The organism is Mycobacterium sp., from assembly GCF_040509115.1.
Classification (GTDB): domain Bacteria; phylum Actinomycetota; class Actinomycetes; order Mycobacteriales; family Mycobacteriaceae; genus Mycobacterium.
In genome coordinates, this window is record NZ_JBEVLO010000310.1 from 1 (window position 1) to 19,806 (window position 19,806).

18 protein-coding genes and 2 riboswitches are annotated in these 19,806 nt (G+C 68.5%); of the genes, 6 read left to right on the top strand and 12 right to left on the bottom strand.

Annotation, left to right across the window (positions count from 1 at the left end; all coding sequences use genetic code 11):
• On the top strand, nt 1-109 hold a 109-nt coding region (locus tag ABW137_RS21675; protein WP_526403520.1), incomplete at its 5' end, for a hypothetical protein.
• On the opposite strand, the gene ABW137_RS21680 is transcribed toward ABW137_RS21675, so the two are convergent.
• The 3 genes from ABW137_RS21680 to ABW137_RS21690 form a co-directional block, all read right to left on the bottom strand.
• Nucleotides 98-1,117, bottom strand: coding sequence for an ABC transporter ATP-binding protein (locus ABW137_RS21680; protein WP_526403503.1), 1,020 nt, complete (start codon nt 1,115-1,117; stop codon nt 98-100). The two genes, ABW137_RS21675 and ABW137_RS21680, sit on opposite strands and share 12 nt — an antisense overlap.
• Nucleotides 1,110-2,600: an ABC transporter permease gene (locus tag ABW137_RS21685; protein ID WP_526403504.1), complete on the bottom strand. Its 1,491-nt coding sequence runs from the start codon at nt 2,598-2,600 to the stop codon at nt 1,110-1,112. The genes ABW137_RS21680 and ABW137_RS21685 overlap by 8 nt, the downstream gene beginning before the upstream one ends.
• Before the next feature lie 62 nt (nt 2,601-2,662).
• Nucleotides 2,663-3,700 (bottom strand): iron ABC transporter substrate-binding protein, encoded by a 1,038-nt coding sequence (locus tag ABW137_RS21690; protein WP_526403505.1) that lies wholly within the window; start codon nt 3,698-3,700, stop codon nt 2,663-2,665.
• A gap of 281 nt (nt 3,701-3,981) precedes the next feature.
• Between ABW137_RS21690 and ABW137_RS21695 the strand changes: the two genes are divergently transcribed.
• The 5 genes from ABW137_RS21695 to ABW137_RS21715 are packed head-to-tail and all read left to right on the top strand — an operon-like array spanning nt 3,982 to nt 11,787.
• Entirely contained in the window at nt 3,982-5,334 is a 1,353-nt protein-coding gene (locus ABW137_RS21695; RefSeq protein ID WP_526403506.1) for a CNNM domain-containing protein, read from the top strand.
• Nucleotides 5,334-6,386: a CBS domain-containing protein gene (locus ABW137_RS21700; protein ID WP_526403507.1), complete on the top strand. Its 1,053-nt coding sequence runs from the start codon at nt 5,334-5,336 to the stop codon at nt 6,384-6,386. Before ABW137_RS21695 ends, ABW137_RS21700 begins: the two co-directional genes overlap by 1 nt.
• Nucleotides 6,379-7,275: a 3-methyladenine DNA glycosylase gene (locus tag ABW137_RS21705; protein WP_526403508.1), complete on the top strand. Its 897-nt coding sequence runs from the start codon at nt 6,379-6,381 to the stop codon at nt 7,273-7,275. Before ABW137_RS21700 ends, ABW137_RS21705 begins: the two co-directional genes overlap by 8 nt.
• A gap of 29 nt (nt 7,276-7,304) precedes the next feature.
• Entirely contained in the window at nt 7,305-9,608 is a 2,304-nt protein-coding gene (locus ABW137_RS21710; protein ID WP_526403509.1) for a malate synthase G, read from the top strand.
• 55 nt (nt 9,609-9,663) lie between these two features.
• A complete protein-coding gene (locus ABW137_RS21715; RefSeq protein ID WP_526403510.1) occupies nt 9,664-11,787 on the top strand; it encodes a substrate-binding domain-containing protein in 2,124 nt (707 codons plus the stop codon).
• Nucleotides 11,788-11,803: 16 nt separating this feature from the next.
• Here the strand turns inward: ABW137_RS21715 and gcvP are convergent, their stop codons facing one another.
• The 9 genes from gcvP to ABW137_RS21760 all read right to left on the bottom strand — a co-directional run.
• Complete coding sequence (gene gcvP, locus ABW137_RS21720; RefSeq protein ID WP_526403511.1) at nt 11,804-14,674, bottom strand: aminomethyl-transferring glycine dehydrogenase; 2,871 nt, start codon at nt 14,672-14,674, stop codon at nt 11,804-11,806.
• A gap of 26 nt (nt 14,675-14,700) precedes the next feature.
• A riboswitch (glycine riboswitch) is annotated at nt 14,701-14,810 on the bottom strand.
• Nucleotides 14,811-14,909: riboswitch (glycine riboswitch) on the bottom strand.
• A gap of 90 nt (nt 14,910-14,999) precedes the next feature.
• The gene (locus tag ABW137_RS21725) at nt 15,000-15,623 is read right to left on the bottom strand and encodes a MerR family transcriptional regulator (protein WP_526403512.1); all 624 of its coding nucleotides are present in this window, start codon (nt 15,621-15,623) and stop codon (nt 15,000-15,002) included.
• A 235-nt stretch (nt 15,624-15,858) separates the two neighbouring features.
• Complete coding sequence (locus tag ABW137_RS21730; protein ID WP_526403513.1) at nt 15,859-16,353, bottom strand: bifunctional nuclease family protein; 495 nt, start codon at nt 16,351-16,353, stop codon at nt 15,859-15,861.
• Nucleotides 16,354-16,401: 48 nt separating this feature from the next.
• Nucleotides 16,402-17,118, bottom strand: a complete 717-nt coding sequence (ftsR, locus tag ABW137_RS21735; RefSeq protein WP_526403514.1) for a transcriptional regulator FtsR — start codon at nt 17,116-17,118, stop codon at nt 16,402-16,404.
• A 3-nt stretch (nt 17,119-17,121) separates the two neighbouring features.
• Nucleotides 17,122-17,595, bottom strand: coding sequence for a glycogen accumulation regulator GarA (gene garA / locus ABW137_RS21740; protein ID WP_526403515.1), 474 nt, complete (start codon nt 17,593-17,595; stop codon nt 17,122-17,124).
• 147 nt (nt 17,596-17,742) lie between these two features.
• The gene (gene gcvH, locus ABW137_RS21745; RefSeq protein ID WP_526403516.1) at nt 17,743-18,138 is read right to left on the bottom strand and encodes a glycine cleavage system protein GcvH; all 396 of its coding nucleotides are present in this window, start codon (nt 18,136-18,138) and stop codon (nt 17,743-17,745) included.
• Between the two features lie 55 nt (nt 18,139-18,193).
• Nucleotides 18,194-19,051 (bottom strand): DUF881 domain-containing protein, encoded by an 858-nt coding sequence (locus ABW137_RS21750; RefSeq protein ID WP_526403517.1) that lies wholly within the window; start codon nt 19,049-19,051, stop codon nt 18,194-18,196.
• A gap of 1 nt (nt 19,052) precedes the next feature.
• Nucleotides 19,053-19,385 (bottom strand): small basic family protein, encoded by a 333-nt coding sequence (locus tag ABW137_RS21755; RefSeq protein WP_526403518.1) that lies wholly within the window; start codon nt 19,383-19,385, stop codon nt 19,053-19,055.
• A partial coding sequence (locus ABW137_RS21760) for a DUF881 domain-containing protein (RefSeq protein WP_526403519.1) occupies nt 19,382-19,806 on the bottom strand: 425 nt, incomplete at its 5' end. The genes ABW137_RS21755 and ABW137_RS21760, both read right to left, overlap by 4 nt.

A 19,806-nucleotide genomic window follows, 5' to 3' on the forward strand; every position in this document is an offset into this window, starting at 1 on the left:
CACGTACGTCGGCGCCAAGACTCTGCCCGAGTTGCACGACAAGGTGCTCCTCGGCGTGCAGTCCGCCGCGGGTTTCGCCGAGGGGCATCCGCTGCCGTCAGGCTGGTGACACCGGGTAGGCGAGGACCGGTCCGTCGACCACGACCCGGACCTGGTCGCCCGGTCCGAACGGCGCGTCACCGGGAGCCCGCAGGATCAGCCGCGAACCGTCCCGCAACGCGACGTGCAATGAGGTGTCGGCGCCGTAGTACCGCACGCCGGTGACGAAGCCGAGGACCCCGTCCCCGCCGACGCGAAGTTGCTCGGGCCGCAGCACTACCGTCGTCGGACCGTCGGCGGCTGCGCCCTGCACCGGATGCGCGCCGAGCGCCGAGCGCACCACTCCCCCGCGACGCTCACCTGGCACTTCGACGGTGGCCCCGACGAACCGGGCCGCGGCCAGCGACGCCGGCCTCGCATAGATCGCCGCGGGCGGCCCGTGCTGGGCGACCACGCCGTCGAGCAGAAGTGCGACCGAGTCGGCCAGGGACAGCGCCTCGGACTGGTCGTGGGTGACCAGTACCGCCGTCGTCCCGGTGTCCTTGAGGATCTCGGCGATGTCCTCACGGACCCGGACCCGCAGCCCCGCGTCGAGGGCGGCGAACGGTTCGTCGAGCAGCATCACCCGCGGCTCCGCAGCCAGGGCGCGGGCCAGCGCCACCCTCTGCTGCTGGCCGCCGGACAGCTCGTGCGGCCTGGCCTCGGCGTGGCCCGCCAGCCCGACGACGTCCAGCCAGTGCTCGATCCGGTCGGCGGGTCTCCTTTCGCCCCTTGGCAATCCGAACGCGACGTTGCCCCCCACGCTGAGATACGGGAACAGCGCGCCCTCCTGGGGCAGCAGCCCGACCCGCCGCCGGTGCGTCGGCACGCCCGTCATGGGGCGCGATCCGATCTCGACGGCACCCGCGTCGGGTTCGGTGAATCCCGCGATGATCCGCAGCAGCGTCGTCTTGCCGCATCCCGAGGGCCCGAGGACGGCCGCGATGGTGCCCGGCTCGACGCGGAGGTCCACGTCATTCAACACGCGTCGCCCGCCGAACGACTTCACGACGCCGCGGACGTCGACCTCGTCAGCCATGGGCCATCGTGGCGCTCCAGCCGCCGAGCAGCGCCGTCGGCACTGCCGCGAACACCACGAGGGCGGCTGCATACGGCGCCGCCGAGGCGTAGTCGCTGACCGCGCTGAAGCTCCACAACCGGGTGGCCAGCGTGTCGGTCCCGGTGGGGTGCAGGAGCAGGGTCACCGGCAATTCCTTCATGCACGTGAGCAGCACCAAGGCGGCACCCGCCGCCACCGCGGGCACCGCGCCGCGGGCCGTCACCTCCAGGAAGGCGCGCACCGGCCGTCGACCAAGGGACCGGGCCACTTCCTCCAGGCGCAGCGGCGCCGCTTCGACCGCGGTGCGCACCGAGCCGACCGCCAACGGCACCAACAGGACGACGTAGGCCAGGATCAGCAGGGGTTCACGCTGATAGAACGGCCGCAGCAGCACCACGCCGACCGACACCATCGCGATGGCGATCACCACCCCCGGCAGCCCGTGCGCGACGTAGGCCGCCCCTTCCAGCGCGCGGGTGGCCCTGGTCCGGTACCTGGCGACGAGGACGCCGACCGGCAGCGCAGCCAGCACGCAGACCAGTGCGCCGAGCATGGACAGCCACAGCGTCGAGCCAAGGGCGTCGACGAATTGGGTTGCGTCCCAACGTGATCCAGCCGACAGCAGCCACCTTGCGAGGGCCGCCATCGGGAACGCGACGGCGGCAGCCAACACCACCGCGGGCGGCACCACCGCGACCCGCCTCCAACGCCCGAGCCGGTTGAGCGGCGCGGGCCGCGGCGTGCCCCCGCCGACCCGGTACGCCGAGGCCCGTCCGCGCGCCCTGCCCTCCGCGACGACGAGCGCGACGGCGAACGCCAGCAGCACCAGGGACAACACTGCCGCCCGCGCGGGATTGAACCCGGATCGGTAGGCGCCGTAGATCACCCAGGTGAAGGCCTCGTACCGCATCGCGGCCACGGCACCGAAGTCGCTCAGCGCATAGAGCGCGACGAGCAGCGCACCCGCGGCGATGGGCGCCCTGGCCTGTCGGAGCGTCACGCGGAAGAGCACCGCCCAGCCACCATGCCCGAGTGAGCGCGCCACCTCCTCCTGCGCCGGGTCGACGCGACTCAGCGCGGCCGTCGCGGTCAGCAGGACGTACGGATAGCTCACCAGGGTCAGCACCAGCGCCGATCCCCAGAAGCCGGTGATGCCGGGCAACACCGACACCGCGAGGTAGGCCAGCAGATAGCTCGGCATGGCCAGCGGCAACGTCAGACCGACGGCGAGCCAGCGCCGGCCTGGCAGGTCACACCGCGTGACGAGGACCGCGAACGCGGTCCCGAGCACCACGCACGCCACCGTCACCACCACCACCAACAACAGGGACCGGCCGACCAACGCCAGGGTGCGCTCCTGGACGAGCTCGGCCACCACGAACGACCAGCCCCGCGTCAGCGCGCGGTCCGCGAGATAGCCGAGGGGCGCCAAGGTGGCCCCGACCACCAGCGTCGCTGCCACCACCAGAAACCAGGGCGGACGCGTGCGAGACGCCGGCCCCACGGGTGAGGGGTGAGGTGGCGTCAGTTGGTCAGCAACCCGGTCTTGACCAGTAGCTCCTGGGTGGCTTCGAGATCCTCCAGTTGGGACAGGTCCACGGCGGGCGGCTGGAGCTCACTCAGGGACGGCATGTCGACGGACGGCTCGATGCCAGCGACCAAGGGGTATTCCTCGGTTTCGTTGGCGAAGTACTCCTGCGCGGACTGCCCGACCAGGTACTTCGCGAACGCCTGGGCGCCCTCGGGATTGCGCGCCGAGCTCAGGACGCCCACGCCTGCGACGTTGACCAGGCCACCGGGGTCACCCGGTGCCATGAACTGGTTCTGCACGACGACGGCATCGGGTCCCTCCGCGGCGATCAACTCATAGAGGTAGTAGTGATTGGTGGGCCCGAGGGCGACCTCGCCGGAGTTCACCGCGTCGCGCAACGCCACGTTGTTCTCGTAGGCCCTCGGCTCCTGGGCCTTGAACGCCCGCAGCCACTGCTCGGCGGCGGCGTCGCCGCGCGCGACGCGCAGCCCGGTGACGAACGACTGCCAGGACGCGTTGCTGGGCGCATACCCGATTTGGCCCCTCCACTCCGGCGCCAGCAGACCGTCCACGGTGTTGGGCGGGGTCGGCGCCTTCTCCGGGTTGAAGGCCACCACCCGAGCCCGTCCCGACACGCCGACCCAGGTGCCGTCACCCGCCGAGTACGTCGCGGGCACCGCGGCCAGGGTCTCCGCGTCGATCGGGGCGAACAGGCCGTCCTTGGAGACTGCGCCGAGCGCACCCGCGTCCTGCGACAGGAAGACGTCGGCGGGCGACTGGTCGCCCTCGGTGATCAGCTGGGCGGCCAGTTCACCGGAGCCGGCGTAGCGCACCTCGACGTCGATGCCGGTATCCGCGGTGAACTGCTCCAGCAACGGCGCCACCAGTTCTTCGCTCCGACCGGAGTACACCGTGATCGAGTTTCCCTCGCTGGTGTCGTCGGGCGGACTGGTCTGGGAGCCGCACGCGGTGAGAACGAGCATGGCGATGGCGCCGATGCCTCCTGCGACACGGGAGAAGCCGAGTGCCATGGGTTGGTCTCCTTCGAGGTCGGGCGGGAAAGTGAGGACCAACGTACGCGAACTTAGGGCAGGCTCACTTCGTCGTTCTTATCGTTCTCACAGGTGGCGAGGCATGGGGGTCTCTCTCGGCTACGATTGGTCCGAATCTCGTCGCCGATCGAAAGGGAAATCGTGCCGCAGGCACCCGCCGAGGCCCCCGAACCTGAACGGGCCTCCTCGGAGCCATCCGACGCCGAACCCTCCAGTAGACAGCCGGGCCCAGTGCCCGGCGCCCCTCGTGCGAGGCTCCGATGAGCCTGATCCTCAGCCTGCTGGCGTTTCTGCTTCTGACGGCTGGTACCGCGGTCTTCGTCGCCGCCGAATTCTCCTTGACCGCGCTTGAGCGCAGCACCGTCGACTCGAACGCGAAGAACGGCGGCTGGCGCGACCAGTTCGTCCAGAAGTCGCACCGCACACTGTCCTTCCAGTTGTCCGGCGCACAGCTGGGCATCTCGATCACCACACTCGCGACCGGTTACCTGGCCGAGCCGGTGGTGGCCAAGCTCCTGCACGCCCCGCTTGCCGCGATCGGGCTGTCGCCCTCCATGGTCGACGGCGTCGCGTTGGTGCTGGCGCTCCTGATCGCCACGTCGGTGTCGATGGTGTTCGGCGAGCTGGTCCCGAAGAACCTGGCGGTCGCGAAGCCTGCGCCCACGGCGCGCTGGTCGGCGCCGCCGCAGTGGTGGTTCTCCAAGGCGCTCACCCCGGCGATCAAGGTCACCAACGGCACCGCCAACTGGATCTTGCGCAGGCTCGGCATCGAGCCTGCCGAGGAGCTGCGGTCGGCCCGGTCGCCGCAGGAGCTGGTCTCACTGGTCCGCACCTCCAAGCGCAGTGGCTCGTTGGATGCGTGGACCGCCGACCTGGTTGACCGCTCCCTGCAATTCGGCGAGCGCTCCGCCGAGGAGCTCATGACCCCGCGCTCGAAGATCGAGTCGCTGCACTCCGACGACACCGTGGCCGACCTGGTGGTCAAGGCAATGGAGACCGGCTACTCACGCTTCCCGATCGTCGATGGCGATCTCGACGAGACGGTCGGGATCGTGCACGTCAAGCAAGTCTTCACGGTTCCCGTGGACCAGCGAGCGAGCACCCGGTTGGCGTCGATCGCCCTTCAGGTGGCGACGGTGCCGTCCAGCCTCGACGGCGACGCCGTCATGACCCAGATCCGCGCCAACGGACTTCAGACGGCCCTCGTGGTCGACGAGTACGGCGGCACGGCAGGCATGGTCACCGTCGAGGACCTCATCGAAGAGATCGTCGGCGACGTCCGCGACGAGCACGACGACGCCACCCCCGACGTGGTCGAGGTGCGCAACGGGTGGCGGGTGTCGGGTCTGCTGCGCATCGACGAGGTGCAGACGGAGACGCCGTTCCGACCCGCCGAGGGCGAGTACGAAACGATCGGCGGGCTGGTTCTGCAGGAATTGGGCCACATCCCCGATCCCGGTGAGACCGTCGAGTTGACCGAATTCGATCCCGACGGCCCGGTCGACGATCCCGTGCATTGGCAGGCGAAGGTGATCCAGATGGACGGCAGGCGCATCGACCTGCTCGAGCTCACCGAATTGGGCCGCCGCGGCAAGCCGGAGCGGGACGCCTGATGGGTACCGATCTCTTCGGCGTCGCGCTGACCGTGTTCCTGTTGGCACTCAACGCGTTCTTCGTCGGTTCGGAGTTCGCGCTGATCTCGGCGCGGCGCGACCGCCTCGAGGCGCTCGCCGAGCAGGGCAAGAAGAGCGCCGTCACCGTGATCCGAGCAGGCGAGCGGTTGTCGCTCATGCTCGCCGGTGCCCAGTTGGGCATCACGATCTGTTCGATCCTGCTGGGCAACGTGGGCGAACCCGCGGTGGCGCACCTGTTGGAGGCGCCCTTCGGGGCCGTGGGCATCTCGGACACCCTGCTGCACACCGTGTCGTTCGTCATCGCGCTCGCGATCGTGGTGACGCTGCACGTGCTACTCGGCGAGATGGTGCCGAAGAACATCGCCATCGCGGGTCCCGAGGCGGCCGCGATGCTGCTGATCCCGCCATATCTGGTCTACATGCGCCTGGCCAAGCCGTTCATCGCGTTCTACAACTGGTGCGCCAACACCAGCCTGCGGGCGTTGGGCGTCGAGCCGAAGGACGAGCTCGACGTCACCGTGTCGACGGTCGAGCTGTCGGAGATGATCGCCGAGTCGCTGTCGGAGGGACTGCTCGATCCCGAGGAGCATGGCCGGCTGACGCGCGCACTGCAGATCCGCAGCCACGTCGTCGCCGACATGGCGATCCCGCTCAGTGCCATCCGCGCGGTACCGGTGGCCGGCGTCGGTCAGGGACCGACGGTCGGCGCCATCGAGCGGGCGCTGGCCGACACCGGGTACTCCCGGTTCCCCGTCACGGACGCGTCGGGCGCCTTCACCGGGTATCTGCACATCAAGGACGTGCTGTCGTTGATGAACGACCCCGACGCGGTGATCGACCCGTCGATCGTGCGTCCGTTGCCCCGAGTGGCGGCATCGTTGCCGGTGCCCGACGCGTTGTCCCGGCTGCGGCGCGACAACAGCCACCTGGCCCTCGTCACGATGAACGACCAGGTGACGGCCATGGTCACGCTGGAGGATCTCGTCGAGGATCTGGTGGGGACGGTGCGCGACGGGACGCACCGTGTGTGACGTCACGCTGGCCGAGACCGACTGGACCGAGCGCGAACGCCGCCACGCCGAGCGGGTCGACGAGTTCGTGGCACCGCACGCCGCGCGCGCCCAGCGTGGGGAGGCACACCCGGTGTGGGACTTCCTGTTCACCTACTACAGCCTGCGCCCGCGACACCTGCGCAGGTGGAATCCCGGATTCGGGGTGGCGTTGGCTGGCCCGTCCGCGCGGCGCTACCTCGAACGGGCCGGCTACGGCCAGCGCGGCGCCGACGTCACCGTCGGGCTCGACTACCTGCGCGGCCGGGCCGACACCGTCGCCTTCATCGCCGAGCTCTTGCATGCCACGGCGTCGCGTCCCGCGCGGCTGAACTGCTTCGGCCTGCACGAGTGGGCGATGGTCTACCGCACGCCCACGGTGCGCCACACCCAGGTGCCGTTGCGGCTGGGCTCGGCGGGTACCGACACGTTGGTGGAGTCAATGCCATTGCGCTGCAGCCACTTCGACGCCTATCGCTTCTTCACCGCCCCCGCCACGGTCCGCAACGTCGAGCCGTTGAGCAGGCAGACGCAGGTCGCCACCGAGCAGCCGGGCTGCCTGCACGCCGGAATGGACTTGTACAAGTGGTCGTTCAAGCTGGGTCCGCTGGTCGACTCGGAACTGGTGATGGACTGTCTTGAGCTGGCCGCCGACGCCAGAGAACTGGACATGCGCGCCAGCCCCTACGACCTTGCGAGCTACGGCTTCACGCCGATCGCCATCGAAACATCGGCGGGCCGTGCCGAATACGTCCGCGCTCAGCAAACACTGGCCGATCGGGCAGCTCCGCTGCGCACCAGTCTGGCCGAACATTGCGAGCGGCTACTCACCCTGGTGGACGGCGGTTGGGCCGCAGTTTCCCATGGGTAAGCTTGATCGACGCTACAGAAGAGGAAACCATGACTGATCGCGTGACCGTCGGAAATCTGCGGGTCGCACGGGTGCTGTACGACTTCATCACCAACGAGGCCCTGCCAGGCACGGGAGTCGACGCCGACAGCTTCTGGGCGGGAGTGGACAAGGTCGTCACCGATTTGGCGCCGAAGAATCAGGAGCTGCTGGGCCGCCGCGACGAGCTGCAGGCTCAGATCGACAAGTGGCATCGCCAGCGGGTGATCGGGCCACTGGACCTCGAGGAATACAAGACCTTCCTCGCCGACATCGGTTACCTGGAGGCGGAGCCTGCCGACTTCACCATCACCACCTCCGGCGTCGACACCGAGATCACCGCGACGGCGGGACCACAGCTGGTGGTGCCGATCCTCAACGCACGCTTCGCGCTGAACGCGTCCAACGCCCGCTGGGGATCGCTGTACGACGCGCTGTACGGCACCGACGTGATCTCCGAGGAGGACGGCGCCGAGAAGGGCACCGACTACAACCGGGTCCGCGGCGACAAGGTCATCGCCTACGCGCGCAAGTTCCTCGACGGCGCGGTGCCGCTGGCGTCGGGGTCGTGGGCGGAGGCCACCTCCTTCAAGGTGGAGGACGGTCAACTGGTCGTCGCCCTCGGTGACGGCTCGTCGGAATCAGACGACTCCTCGCGCGAGCGCTCGTCGGAAGCTGTCGACTCCTCGCGCGAGCGCTCGTCGGAAGCTGTTGACTCCTCGCGCGAGCGCTCGTCGGAAGGCCTCGCGGCAACGGACCAATTCGCCGGCTACCTTGGCGACGCGTCCGCGCCGACGTCACTGCTGCTGGTCAACCATGGTCTGCACATCGAGATCCTCATCGACCCGGACTCCCCCGTCGGCTCGACCGACCAGGCGGGCGTCAAGGACGTCGTGCTGGAGTCGGCGATCACCACGATCATGGACTTCGAGGACTCCGTGGCGGCGGTCGACGCCGACGACAAGGTGCTGGGCTACCGCAACTGGCTCGGCCTCAACCGCGGTGACCTGACCGAGGAGGTCAGCAAGGGCGGCAAGACGTTCACCCGCGTCCTCAACGAGGACCGCACCTTCACCAGGCCGAATCCGGGCCCGGACGGCGAGACCGAGCTGACCCTGCCGGGGCGCAGCCTGCTGTTCGTGCGCAACGTGGGCCACCTGATGACCAACGACGCCATCACCGACGCTGACGGCAACGAGGTGCCCGAGGGCATCCAGGACGCACTGTTCACGGGCCTGATCGCGATGCACGGCCTCAAGGCCGGTGACGACAACGGCCCGCTGCTCAACAGCCGCACCGGTTCGGTCTACATCGTCAAGCCCAAGATGCACGGCCCCGCGGAGGTCGCGTTCACCGGTGAGCTGTTCAGCCGGGTGGAGGACGTGCTCGGCCTCCCGCAGGCCACGCTGAAGGTCGGCATCATGGACGAGGAACGCCGCACCACGCTGAACCTCAAGGCCTGCATCAAGGCCGCTGCCGATCGCGTCGTGTTCATCAACACCGGCTTCCTGGACCGCACCGGCGACGAGATCCACACCTCGATGGAGGCGGGTCCGATGATTCGCAAGGGCGCCATGAAGAGCCAGCCCTGGATCAAGGCCTACGAGGACGCCAACGTCGACATCGGGCTGGCGGCGGGCCTGTCCGGCAGGGCGCAGATCGGCAAGGGCATGTGGGCCATGACCGAGTTGATGGCCGACATGGTCGAGCAGAAGATCGGCCAGCCCAAGGCGGGCGCCACCACGGCGTGGGTGCCATCGCCGACGGGTGCCACGCTGCACGCGATGCACTATCACGAGGTGGACGTCTTCGCCGTGCAGAAGGACCTGGAGGGCAAGAAGCGAACCACCATCGACGAACTGCTGACGATCCCGCTGGCCAAGGAGCTTGCGTGGGCGCCGGAGGAGATTCGCGAGGAGGTCGACAACAACTGCCAGTCCATCCTCGGCTACGTGGTGCGGTGGATCGATGCCGGCGTCGGCTGCTCGAAGGTGCCCGACATTCACAACGTCGCGCTGATGGAAGATCGCGCCACGCTGCGCATCTCCAGTCAGCTGCTGGCCAACTGGTTGCACCACGGCGTCATCACCGAAGAGGACGTCAAGGCGAGCCTGCGGCGGATGGCCGCCGTGGTCGACCAGCAGAATGCCAAGGACCCGGATTACCTACCGATGGCACCCGATCCGGAGGCCAGCATCGCGTTCGAGGCGGCCCAGGAGCTGATCTTGTCGGGGGCCGCGCAGCCCAACGGCTACACCGAGCCGATCCTGCATCGCCGTCGCCGGGAGTTCAAAGCTCGCCACGCCAATCAGTGACTAGCTTGCGGCGGGCCGAGGTGACCAGCACACGCAACGAGTACAGGGGTTAGCGATGGGCAGGCACAGCATTCCCGATCCCGACGATTCCGGGACTCCCGAAGCCGACGGTGGGCAATCGGGCCAAGACCGTTCTGGCGGGTTCTTCGCCGAGCCCGACTATTACGACGACGGTGACTACGACTCCGCCGACGGCGACTACGACTCCGCCGACGGCACCTACGAAGACGACGGCACCTACGAGGACGCCGACTACGACGCGGAGGTGGGCACCCCCACCTACGGAGACGGCAAGCACGGCGACGCCCGGCGCGGCGGCACCGAGGATTGGCGCTCCGGCGAGGGTGACGACTTCGGGTATCTCACCGGGGAGGACGCCGCGACGCACGCGTTCGCCACGGCGACGCCGCCGCCAGGCAACCGTCGCGACTGGGAGAGCAGCGAGTGGACCGGAAGCCACCGCGCGGTCCAGCCGAAGAGGCGCGGCCTCAGCGTCAGCGTGATCGTCGCGCTGGTCAGCGTCGTCGTCGTGGTTGCCGCCGTCATTCTGTGGCGTTTCTTCGGCGACGCGCTGTCCAGCCGCCGCGAGGCCGCCGCGGCGCGCTGCGTGGCGGGCGAGGTGGCCGTCGCGGTGCTCGCCGACCCGTCGATCGCCGACCAACTCACGCCGCTGGCGGAGAAGTACAACGAGTCCGCGGCGCCGGTGGGCGACAAGTGCGTCAAGATCGGGATCAAGGCGGCCGACTCTGATCAGGTGGTCAACGGCTTCGAGGGGCAGTGGCCCGGCGACCTCGGCGAGCGACCGGCGTTGTGGATTCCCGGCAGCTCGATTTCCGAGGCCCGGCTCGAGGCGGTCGCAGGCGCCGAGTCGGTCAGTGACAGCCGATCCCTGGTCACCTCGCCCGTGATGCTCGCGGTACGACCTCAGTTGAAGAATGCGCTGGCGCAACAGAGTTGGGCCACACTGCCCGGGCTGCAGAGCAATCCAACCTCCCTGGAGGGGTTGAACCTGCCAGGCTGGGGGTCCCTGCGGTTGGCGCTCCCGCTGGCCGACGACAGCGACGCCACGTACGTGGCCGCCGAAGCCGTGGCGTCGGCCGCGGCACCTCGGGGCGCGCCGGTCACCTCGGGCGCAGGCGCCATCTCGACGCTGATGGCGGGCCAGCCGAAGCTCGCCGACGACAAGGCGTCGACGGCGATGGACGCACTGACCGGCGGTCGGAATCCGGCCGACGGCCAGGTGCACGCCGTGGTCACCACCGAACAGCAGATCTACCAGGCGGGGGCAGCGCGGCCGAACGCCAAGGACCAGCTGGCGTCGTGGCGACCGCCGGGGCCGACCGCGGTTGCGGACTACCCGACGGTGCTGCTCGCCGGCCAGTGGCTCAGCCAGGAACAGATCAGCGCGGCAAGTGAATTCGCGCGTTTCCTGCGCAAGCCGGAGTCCCTGACCGAACTGGCGAAGGCAGGTTTCCGGTACGAAGGTGCCACTTTGCCGCAGAGCGACGTCACCGACTTCGGTCCCCTCCCCGGGCCGCTGTCGGTCGGTGACAACGCGATGCGCGCCACACTGGCCAACCTCGTCAGCGCGCCCGCCCAGAGCCCCGCCGTCACGATCCTGCTCGACCAGTCGATGACCGTCGACGAGGGCGGCAAGTCGCGGATGGCCAACGTCGCCGCGGCCCTGACCGCCAGGCTGCAGGCGCTGCCACCCAATTCGGCGGTCGGACTGTGGACGTTCGACGGCGTGGCAGGCCGCTCCGAGGTCGCAATGGGTCCGCTCGACGAACCCGTCAACGGCCAACCCCGCGAGACGGTGCTGACGAACAACCTCAACGGCCAGACCGCGTCGGACGGTGGCGCGGTGTCGTTCACCACGCTTCGACTGATGTACCCGGAGGCGGTCTCGAACTTCCGCGAGGGCCAACCGAACTCGGTCCTGGTGCTCACCTCGGGTCCGCATACCGACCAGTCCCTCGACGGGCCGGGATTGCAGGACTTCATCCGGACGAACTTCAGCCAGGCCCGGCCCGTCGCGGTCAACGTGATCGACTTCGGTGCCGACCCAGACCGTGGCACCTGGGAGGCGGTCGCCCAGGCGACCGGTGGTGAGTACCAGAACCTCAACAGCTCGGCGGGCCCTGAGCTCGCCACGGCACTGACGACGGCGCTCAGCTAGGCGAAGGCCCGCCCGGCTAGGCGAAGGCCTCCACCGGCGGGCAGGAGCAGACCAGATTGCGGTCACCGTAGGCACTGTCGATGCGGCGCACCGGCGGCCACACCTTGGGCCGGAAGCCCTTGCCGAGCGGGTACGCGGCCTGCTCCCTGCTGTACGGGTGATCCCAGTCAGCGACCAGCAGGCACTCGGCGGTGTGCGGCGCCCCGCGCAGGGGGTTGTCGTCGACGGGCCAGGCCCCGGAACCCACCTGGTCGATCTCGGCGCGAATGGCGATCATCGCCTCGCAGAACGCGTCGACCTCGGCCAGGCTCTCGCTCTCGGTGGGCTCGACCATCAGGGTGCCCGCAACGGGGAAGCTCATCGTCGGGGCGTGGAAGCCGTAGTCCGCCAAGCGCTTCGCCACGTCGTCGACCGTGACGCCGGTCTTCTTGGTGATGCCGCGCAGGTCGAGGATGCACTCGTGGGCGACCATGCCGTTCTCGCCGGTGTAGAGCACCGGGTAGTACTCGTCCAGACGGCGTGCGACGTAGTTGGCCGACGCGATCGCGGTGAGCGTCGCGGCGCGCAGCCCTGGTGCACCCATCATTCGGATGTAGGCCCACGTGATCGGCAGGATCGACGCCGAGCCGTACGGCGCCGCCGACACGGTGTACTCGTCGCCCAGTTCATCGGCCAGCGGATGCCCTGGCAGGAACGGCGCGAGGTGACTACGCACCGCGACGGGGCCGACACCGGGTCCGCCACCACCGTGGGGGATGCAGAACGTCTTGTGCAGATTGAGGTGGCTGACGTCGCCGCCGAAACGGCCCGGCCGGGCCAGGCCCACCAACGCGTTGAGGTTGGCGCCGTCGACGTACACCTGGCCACCGACGTCGTGCACGGCTGCGCAGATCTCGGCGATGTCGTGCTCGAACACGCCGTGCGTGGACGGGTACGTGATCATCAAGGCCGCCACGTTCTCCGCGTGCTCGGCGATCTTGGCGCGGAGGTCGTCGAGGTCGACGTCACCGTTCTCGCGGCACGCGACCACCACGACGCGCATGCCCGCCAGCGCGGCCGAGGCCGCATTGGTGCCGTGCGCGCTGGACGGGATGAGGCAGATGTTGCGCTGCTCGTCGTCCCTGCTGAGGTGGTAGGCCTGGATCGCGAGCAGACCCGCGTACTCCCCTTGCGAGCCAGCGTTGGGCTGCAACGACACCTCGTCGTACCCGGTCAGTTGAGTGAGCCAGGTCTGCAGGTCGGCGATGAGCTTGCGCAGTCCCGGCGTGTCGGAGGCCGGGGCGAACGGATGCTGGCGAGCGAACTCGGGCCACGTGATGGGTTCCATCTCGGCAGCCGCGTTGAGCTTCATCGTGCACGACCCCAGCGGAATCATGCTGCGGTCCAACGCGATGTCCTTGTCGGCCAGCGATCGCAGGTACCGCATCATCTCGGTCTCGGTGCGATACCGCGTGAACGCCGGATGGGTGAGGAACGTCGACGTGCGGGTCTCGATGCTTGGACCGGGCCAGTGGTGGCCACCGCGGGTCGCGCCGAACGCGGCGAGCACCTCTTCGACGTGGGTGGCATTGGTGGCCTCGTCGCACGACACCGAGACGTGGTCGTCGTCGACGAGCCACACGTTGATGCCACGCGCCTTGGCTGCCGCGCGGATCTCCTCGGCACGCCCCGGCACCCGGGCCAGCACGGTGTCGAAGAACACGTCGTGCACCACCTCCACACCAGCCGCATCCAGCCCGGTCGCGAGGGCGACGGCGTTGCCGTGGACGCGATGCGCGATCGCGGTCAATCCGTCGGCGCCGTGATAGCTGGCGTACATCGCCGCCATCACGGCGAGCAGAACCTGGGCGGTGCAGATGTTGCTGGTGGCCTTGTCACGGCGGATGTGCTGTTCGCGCGTCTGCAGCGCCAGCCGGTAGGCCGCTGCGCCGTCGGAGTCCACCGAGACGCCGACCAGTCGGCCGGGCAGCTGGCGGGCTTGTTTGGCGTGCACGGCCAGATAACCGGCGTGCGGACCGCCGAATCCCATTGGCACACCGAATCGTTGAGTGGTACCAAAGGCGACGTCCGCGCCGATCTCTCCCGGCGGGGTGATCAACGTGAGGGACAGCAGGTCGGCACCGATGGCCACCAGCGCGCCGCGCTCGTGAGCCTGGTCGACCAGTCGACTCCAATCATTGACGCGTCCGCTGGCACCGGGAAGTTGGACGATGACACCGAAGACGTCGCCCTCGGGCAGCCCGTCGCGAAGGTCGGCGGTGACGATGTCGATCCCAAGGGGGGCGGCGCGGGTGGCCAGAATGGCGGCGGTCTGCGGGTAGACGTCACGGTCGACGACGAGCGTGCGCGCCGAACCCTTGACGGCACGGTGCATCAACGTCATCGCCTCCGCGGCGGCGGTGCCCTCGTCCAGCATCGATGCGTTGGCCACCTCGAGGGCGGTGAGGTCCTCGACCATGGTCTGGAAGTTCAGCAGCGCTTCGAGCCTGCCCTGGCTGATCTCCGGCTGGTACGGCGTGTAGGCGGTGTACCAAGCCGGGTTCTCCAGGACGTTGCGCCGCAATACCGGCGGGGTGAGCGTGTCGAAGTAGCCCTGTCCGATCATCGACACGGCGACGGTGTTGGCGTCGGCCATCGCCCGTAGCTCGGCCAGCGACTGCTCCTCGGTCGCAGGCGGCGCCAGCCGCTCGAGTCCGGGTGCCAGGCCCTCTGCCGTCAGCGCGTCGAGAATGCCGACGGGTAGCGCCTTTTCGGCCAGTTCCCCGAGGGTGTCGACGCCGATGACGCCCAACATGGTGTCGATGGCATCGGCGTCGGGGCCGATGTGGCGGTCGGCGAATCGGAATTGGTGATGTTCGTGGCTGTGCTGAGGGCGGGCACCGGACAAGTGAGGGCCTCTTTCGGGTGCAGCGGCCCTCCCCCTCTGTCGTCGGTGCCTGAGAGATTCGGCGCGTCCGGAGATCGGAACGGCCTTTCCCCATGGGCGGGTGAGTACGGAGACCCACCACTTTCCAGAGGCATCGTGGCCCGGCGCGGTCCTGGGTGCCTGAGAGGTTGACGGAGAGGTGTTGCTCCTTCGGCGTCCATGGCTGGCGGCCACGGAGCTCTCCCGCGCAGGGGCGATGCGGACCAAAGTCTACCGGAGGCGGCTGGAGTACGACGATCGGAGCGAAGCGACCCGGTAATCGGGCAGCCCATCGAGCTGGGTCTGGTCAGCCGATCTTGCGGTCGCGGTGCTTGCGTCGCGACGCGAGCTCGTCCTCCGGGGTGGGGATCGACTCGCCACCGTCGGCGCGCTCACCGGGGAAGTCGGCGATGGCGCCGGTCAGCTCCCGCATGGCGCCGGACACCGCGATGCCGAAGACGCCCTGGCCGCCCTGCAGCAGGTCGACGACCTCTTCGGCGGAGGTGCACTCGTAGACGGTGGTGCCGTCGGAGAAGAGTGTGATGTTCGCGAGGTCCTTGACGCCGCGTTGGCGCAGGTGGTCGACCGCGACGCGGATGTTGTGCAGCGAGATGCCGGTGTCCAGAAGCCTTTTGACGATCTTGAGGACCAGGATGTCCTTGAACGAGTACAGGCGTTGGCTACCCGAGCCCGCCGCCCCGCGAATGGAGGGGACCACCAGTGAGGTGCGCGCCCAGTAGTCGAGCTGCCGGTACGTGATGCCCGCGATCTGGCAGGCGCTGGGTCCTCGGTAGCCGACCAGTTCGTCGGGTACCGAGTCGTCGGGGAACAGCCCGGCCTGCACGGGTTCGTGGGGAACGGCTGGGACGCTCCGCTCCGGCGTGTCGCTGGAGGTGAGATCCAACTGCTCCTGACGTGGCGTGTCGCCCACTACCCATCCTCTCGCCGATCGAACACCGAACCGCGTCCCTTGACGTCGTTGACGCCTCGACACGTTTGCTCCGAGCTCGAGTATGTCGAGCATACGCTCCCTGACGGGCGCTCACTGCCCTCGTCGCCATCAAAGTATGGCTGCCCTCGGCACGTATTCCCGAAACCCGCCGCGCGTGTCGACGCCGTGAGATGGATCCGTGACTATCGATGCGTTTGGCGGCCGGCCGTGGGGGTTAGGTGGCCTTGAAGTCGTCGGGAGACACGCTGTCGAGGAACTCCTTGAACTTCTCGACCTCGTCCTCGCGGACGGCGCCGGAGGTCTCCTCGTCACCCTCGTCGGGGATCAGCAGCCCCGCTTCGGCAAGCACCGATTCCTCGACGTAGATGGGCACGCCCACCCGCATGGCGATCGCGACGGAGTCGGACGGCCGTGCCGAGACCTTGATGTCGCGGTCGAACACCAGGTCGGCGTAGAAGGTGCCTTCCTGCAGATCGACGATGCGGACCTCCTTGAGCGAATGCCCAAGAGCCGTAATCAGATCGCGAATCAGGTCGTGGGTGAGCGGCCGCACCGGTTCCACCCCTTGCTGCTCGAGGGTGATTGCGGCGGCCTCGGTCTGCCCGATCCAGATCGGGAGGTAGCGGTCACCGTTCGACTCGCGAAGGAGCAGAACCGGTTGATTCTGAGGCTGCTCCACGCGAATGCCGACCACACGAACTTCGCCCATCTGTGTCTGCCCTCCGCGCCCAAAAAGCCGTCGTGCCGAGTCTAATCCTCACTGATCGAGAACGTCGCGCACAGCGGACTTGATCAACGAGGTGTGCAATGTAATCGCCAGCGCCGCGACTTCGCGCGCCAGGTCATCGGCGCGGTCGCGCGCACCCGCCTTCACGACGGGACCGGCGATCTGCGCGATCAGATCTGACTGCCGGTCGGCCGCCGATCGGAAGGCGCGCAGATGGCGCGGCTCCACGCCGTAGTCGGCCAGCGCCCGCGCGCACTGCGCGGTGACGACCGAGTGCTCGTCGAAGAAGCCCGCGGGACCCGATTTGATGACACCGGCCTTGACGAGCGCCGACAGCAGCTCCTCGTCGACACCGGAACGGGCGAGCAGGTCCTCCCTGCTCAGCCGGACCTGCGCGGGCGCAACGGCGGCGGCATCCTCGACGCCAGGCGCCTGCACCAATCGCGGTACGCCGTAGGCGGATCCGGTCGAGGGAAGCGCGCCGTCGGGTTGCGCGTCGAGTTGCGCCTTGATGACCTTCAGCGGCAGGTACTGATCACGCTGTGCGGTCAGGATGAACCGCAGGCGGGCGCAGTCGTATGCGGTGAAGCGCCGGTACCCCGACCCCGAGCGCTGTGGCGTGACGAGTCCTTCGGCTTCCAGGAACCGAATCTTGGAGATCGTCACGTCCGGAAAGTCGGGTCGCAGCGCGTCGAGGACCGCTCCGATCGACATCCCGGCGAGCGCTGGGGTGTCGGGGGCCGTCATTGGCTAGCCTGCGCCGCCGTCGTCGCCCTTGGGACCGGTGAGGAAGACCAACCGGAATTTGCCGATCTGCACCTCGTCACCGTTGGCCAGCACCGCAGAGTCGACCGGTTCCCGGTTGACGTAGGTGCCGTTGAGGCTGCCGACGTCGACCACCTGGAACTCGGAGGTCTCCAGCCGGAACTCGGCGTGCCGACGACTCACGGTGACGTCGTCGAGGACGATGTCGCTGTCTGGATGCCGGCCTGCCGAGGTGCGGGCCTGGTCGAGCAGGAAGCGCGACCCTGCGTTGGGCCCCCGCTTGACGACCAGCAGCGCCGAACCGGCGGGGAGCCCCTCGACCCCCGATACGGCGCTGTCGCCGCTGGGCGTGGGTGGGGCGTCCAATTCGTTGAGGAAGTCGGACCGGAAGACCGAGGTGGTCTCCACTGACACTTCTTCTGACTGATCAGCTCCCGAACTGGTGTCGTTCTCCGTCACCCGGTGCTCCTCACTGGCTGATGTGGCGATGGTTGGCAGACGCGCCGGCTCTTGTTTGCGACCATCAAGAGTGACGCCGGCCGTCGTGCATCTCGTAACGACCGTACCGCGCGGTGATGTTCGATGTGTTCACCCCCGCCGGATTTCTCATTCGTCGAGGCTGGCCTCGTAGCTGTCGGCGTCGAGCAGACCGTCGAGCGCCTCGGCCAGCGACGCCGCGTCCAGCTGCAGCTCGATGAGCCAGCCCGCACCGTACGGGTCGGAGTTGACCAGTTCGGGCGAGTCCGGCACTTCGCCGTTGACGGCAACGACTTTCGCCGTGATCGGGGCGAAGAGGTCAGAGGTCGACTTGGTGGATTCGACGGTGCCGAACTCACCTCCCGCGGTGACGTCGGCCCCGACCTCGGGGAGCTCGACGTAGACCACGTCACCGAGAGCTGCCTGGGCGTAGTCGGTGATGCCGACGCGCACGGTGTCGTCGCCGGTCTTCCGCACCCACTCGTGGTCGTCGGTGTAGTACAGCTCGGACGGGATCTCGCTCACTGGGCTCCTTCTTCTTGGGCTCGGCGGTGCTCCGGGCGGGTGCGCGGTGTCGTGCTCACTTGACGGGCTGAGCGTATTGGCGTGGTTTCGGTTGCCGCAAGGCGGTGACGTCGATCGCGTCGGCCTGTTGCACCGTCATTGTCCCGCCTACGCGTTCGACGCTGTCCATGGCCCCGCCGGGAATGTTCATCGCAGCCGACAACGTGGCCGGATCGCCAATGGCGAGAACGGAATAGGGCGGGTTCATGGTGACGCCGTCCAGAACGAGGGCACCAGGGGTTCCAACCACCCAGCTGTCCACGCCGATCCTGACCTCCTGCCCGCCGGATACATTCCCCGGGTCGCTCCGCTCCTGCCCGCCGGACCCACTGATCTGCATCGCCTCAGCGCCAGCGGCACGCAGTTCGTTGACGACGTCGAGCATCGTCTCGGGCGACACGCCGGGAGCGGTGTCGCCGATGGTGATCGTCACACCGGGTCCGGTGGCCGCGACGGTGCCGATCTGGATCGACAGCGCCGCCAGTCGCGCCTGGGCGTTCTCGATCGCGGCCTGGTCGTCACTGCCGGACGCGTGCAGCGCGGCCAGTGTCCTCTGGAGATCGGCGACCTCCGTGTTGAGAGCGGCCTCGCGCTGTTGCAGGGAGTCGAGCAGGACGAGCAGGTCGGCCGGGCGGGCAGTCTCCAGCGAATCGCCCGATTCGGTTTGGCGCGCCTGGGTGACGATTGCCACTCCCAGCAGCAGGCACAGCACCACCCCGAGCGCCCCGAAGGCGAGCTGGGATCTGCCGCGGCGCGCGACGCCGCCGGGCGTGTCGGGCGCTCGTTCGTGGCGGCCGTGAGTCGCGGTGGGTTCGGGCTCGGCGCCGGGACTCGCTTCCGGGTGCTCCGGGTCGTCTGGGGCGGGTTCGGTCACGTCAGGCGCCGAACAGTCTGCGTCGCAGGGCGGCGGCGTTGCCGAAGATCCTGATGCCGAGGACGACGATGATCGCGGTGGACAACTGCGTGCCGACGCCCAGTTGGTCGCCGAGGTAGACGATGAGTGCGGCGACGAGGACGTTGAACACGAACGAGATGACGAACACCTTCGAGTCGAAGATGCGCTCGAGGTAGGCCCGCAGGCCGCCGAACACCGCGTCGAGCGCGGCGACGACGGCGATGGGGAGGTAGGGCTGCACCACCTCCGGGACGCTGGGGTGGAACACCAGACCGAGCACGATGCCGATGACGAGTGCGACTATTCCGATCACTGTGCTGGGCTCCTCGCGAAGTTGACGTCCCGAACGGTGCTCGCGGGCAAGGTCAGTTCGTCGGATTCCGTGACGGTCACGCCGACGCCGTAGGACGTTTCCAACAGCCGCAGGCGAGCGAGCGCCGGGCTCCGCTCGAACACGTCGTGCATTCCCTTGGGCGGGCCGACCGCGAGAATCTCGTAGGGGCTGGCGATCGGCTGATTGTCGACCAGCATGCCGCCCCCCGCCTGCCGGATGGTGACATTGGGCCCGATCCGGACGTCACCCACCGAGATCGGCTCGGCGCCGCTGACCCAGAGCGAGTTGACCGCCAGCGGCAGGTCGCGGTCCAGGATGATCTGCCGGCTGCCTTCGAGCCGCTGTTTGGAGACGTCGCTCAAGTCGCGTGCGGTGTCGGGTTCGGTGACCACGACCGCCA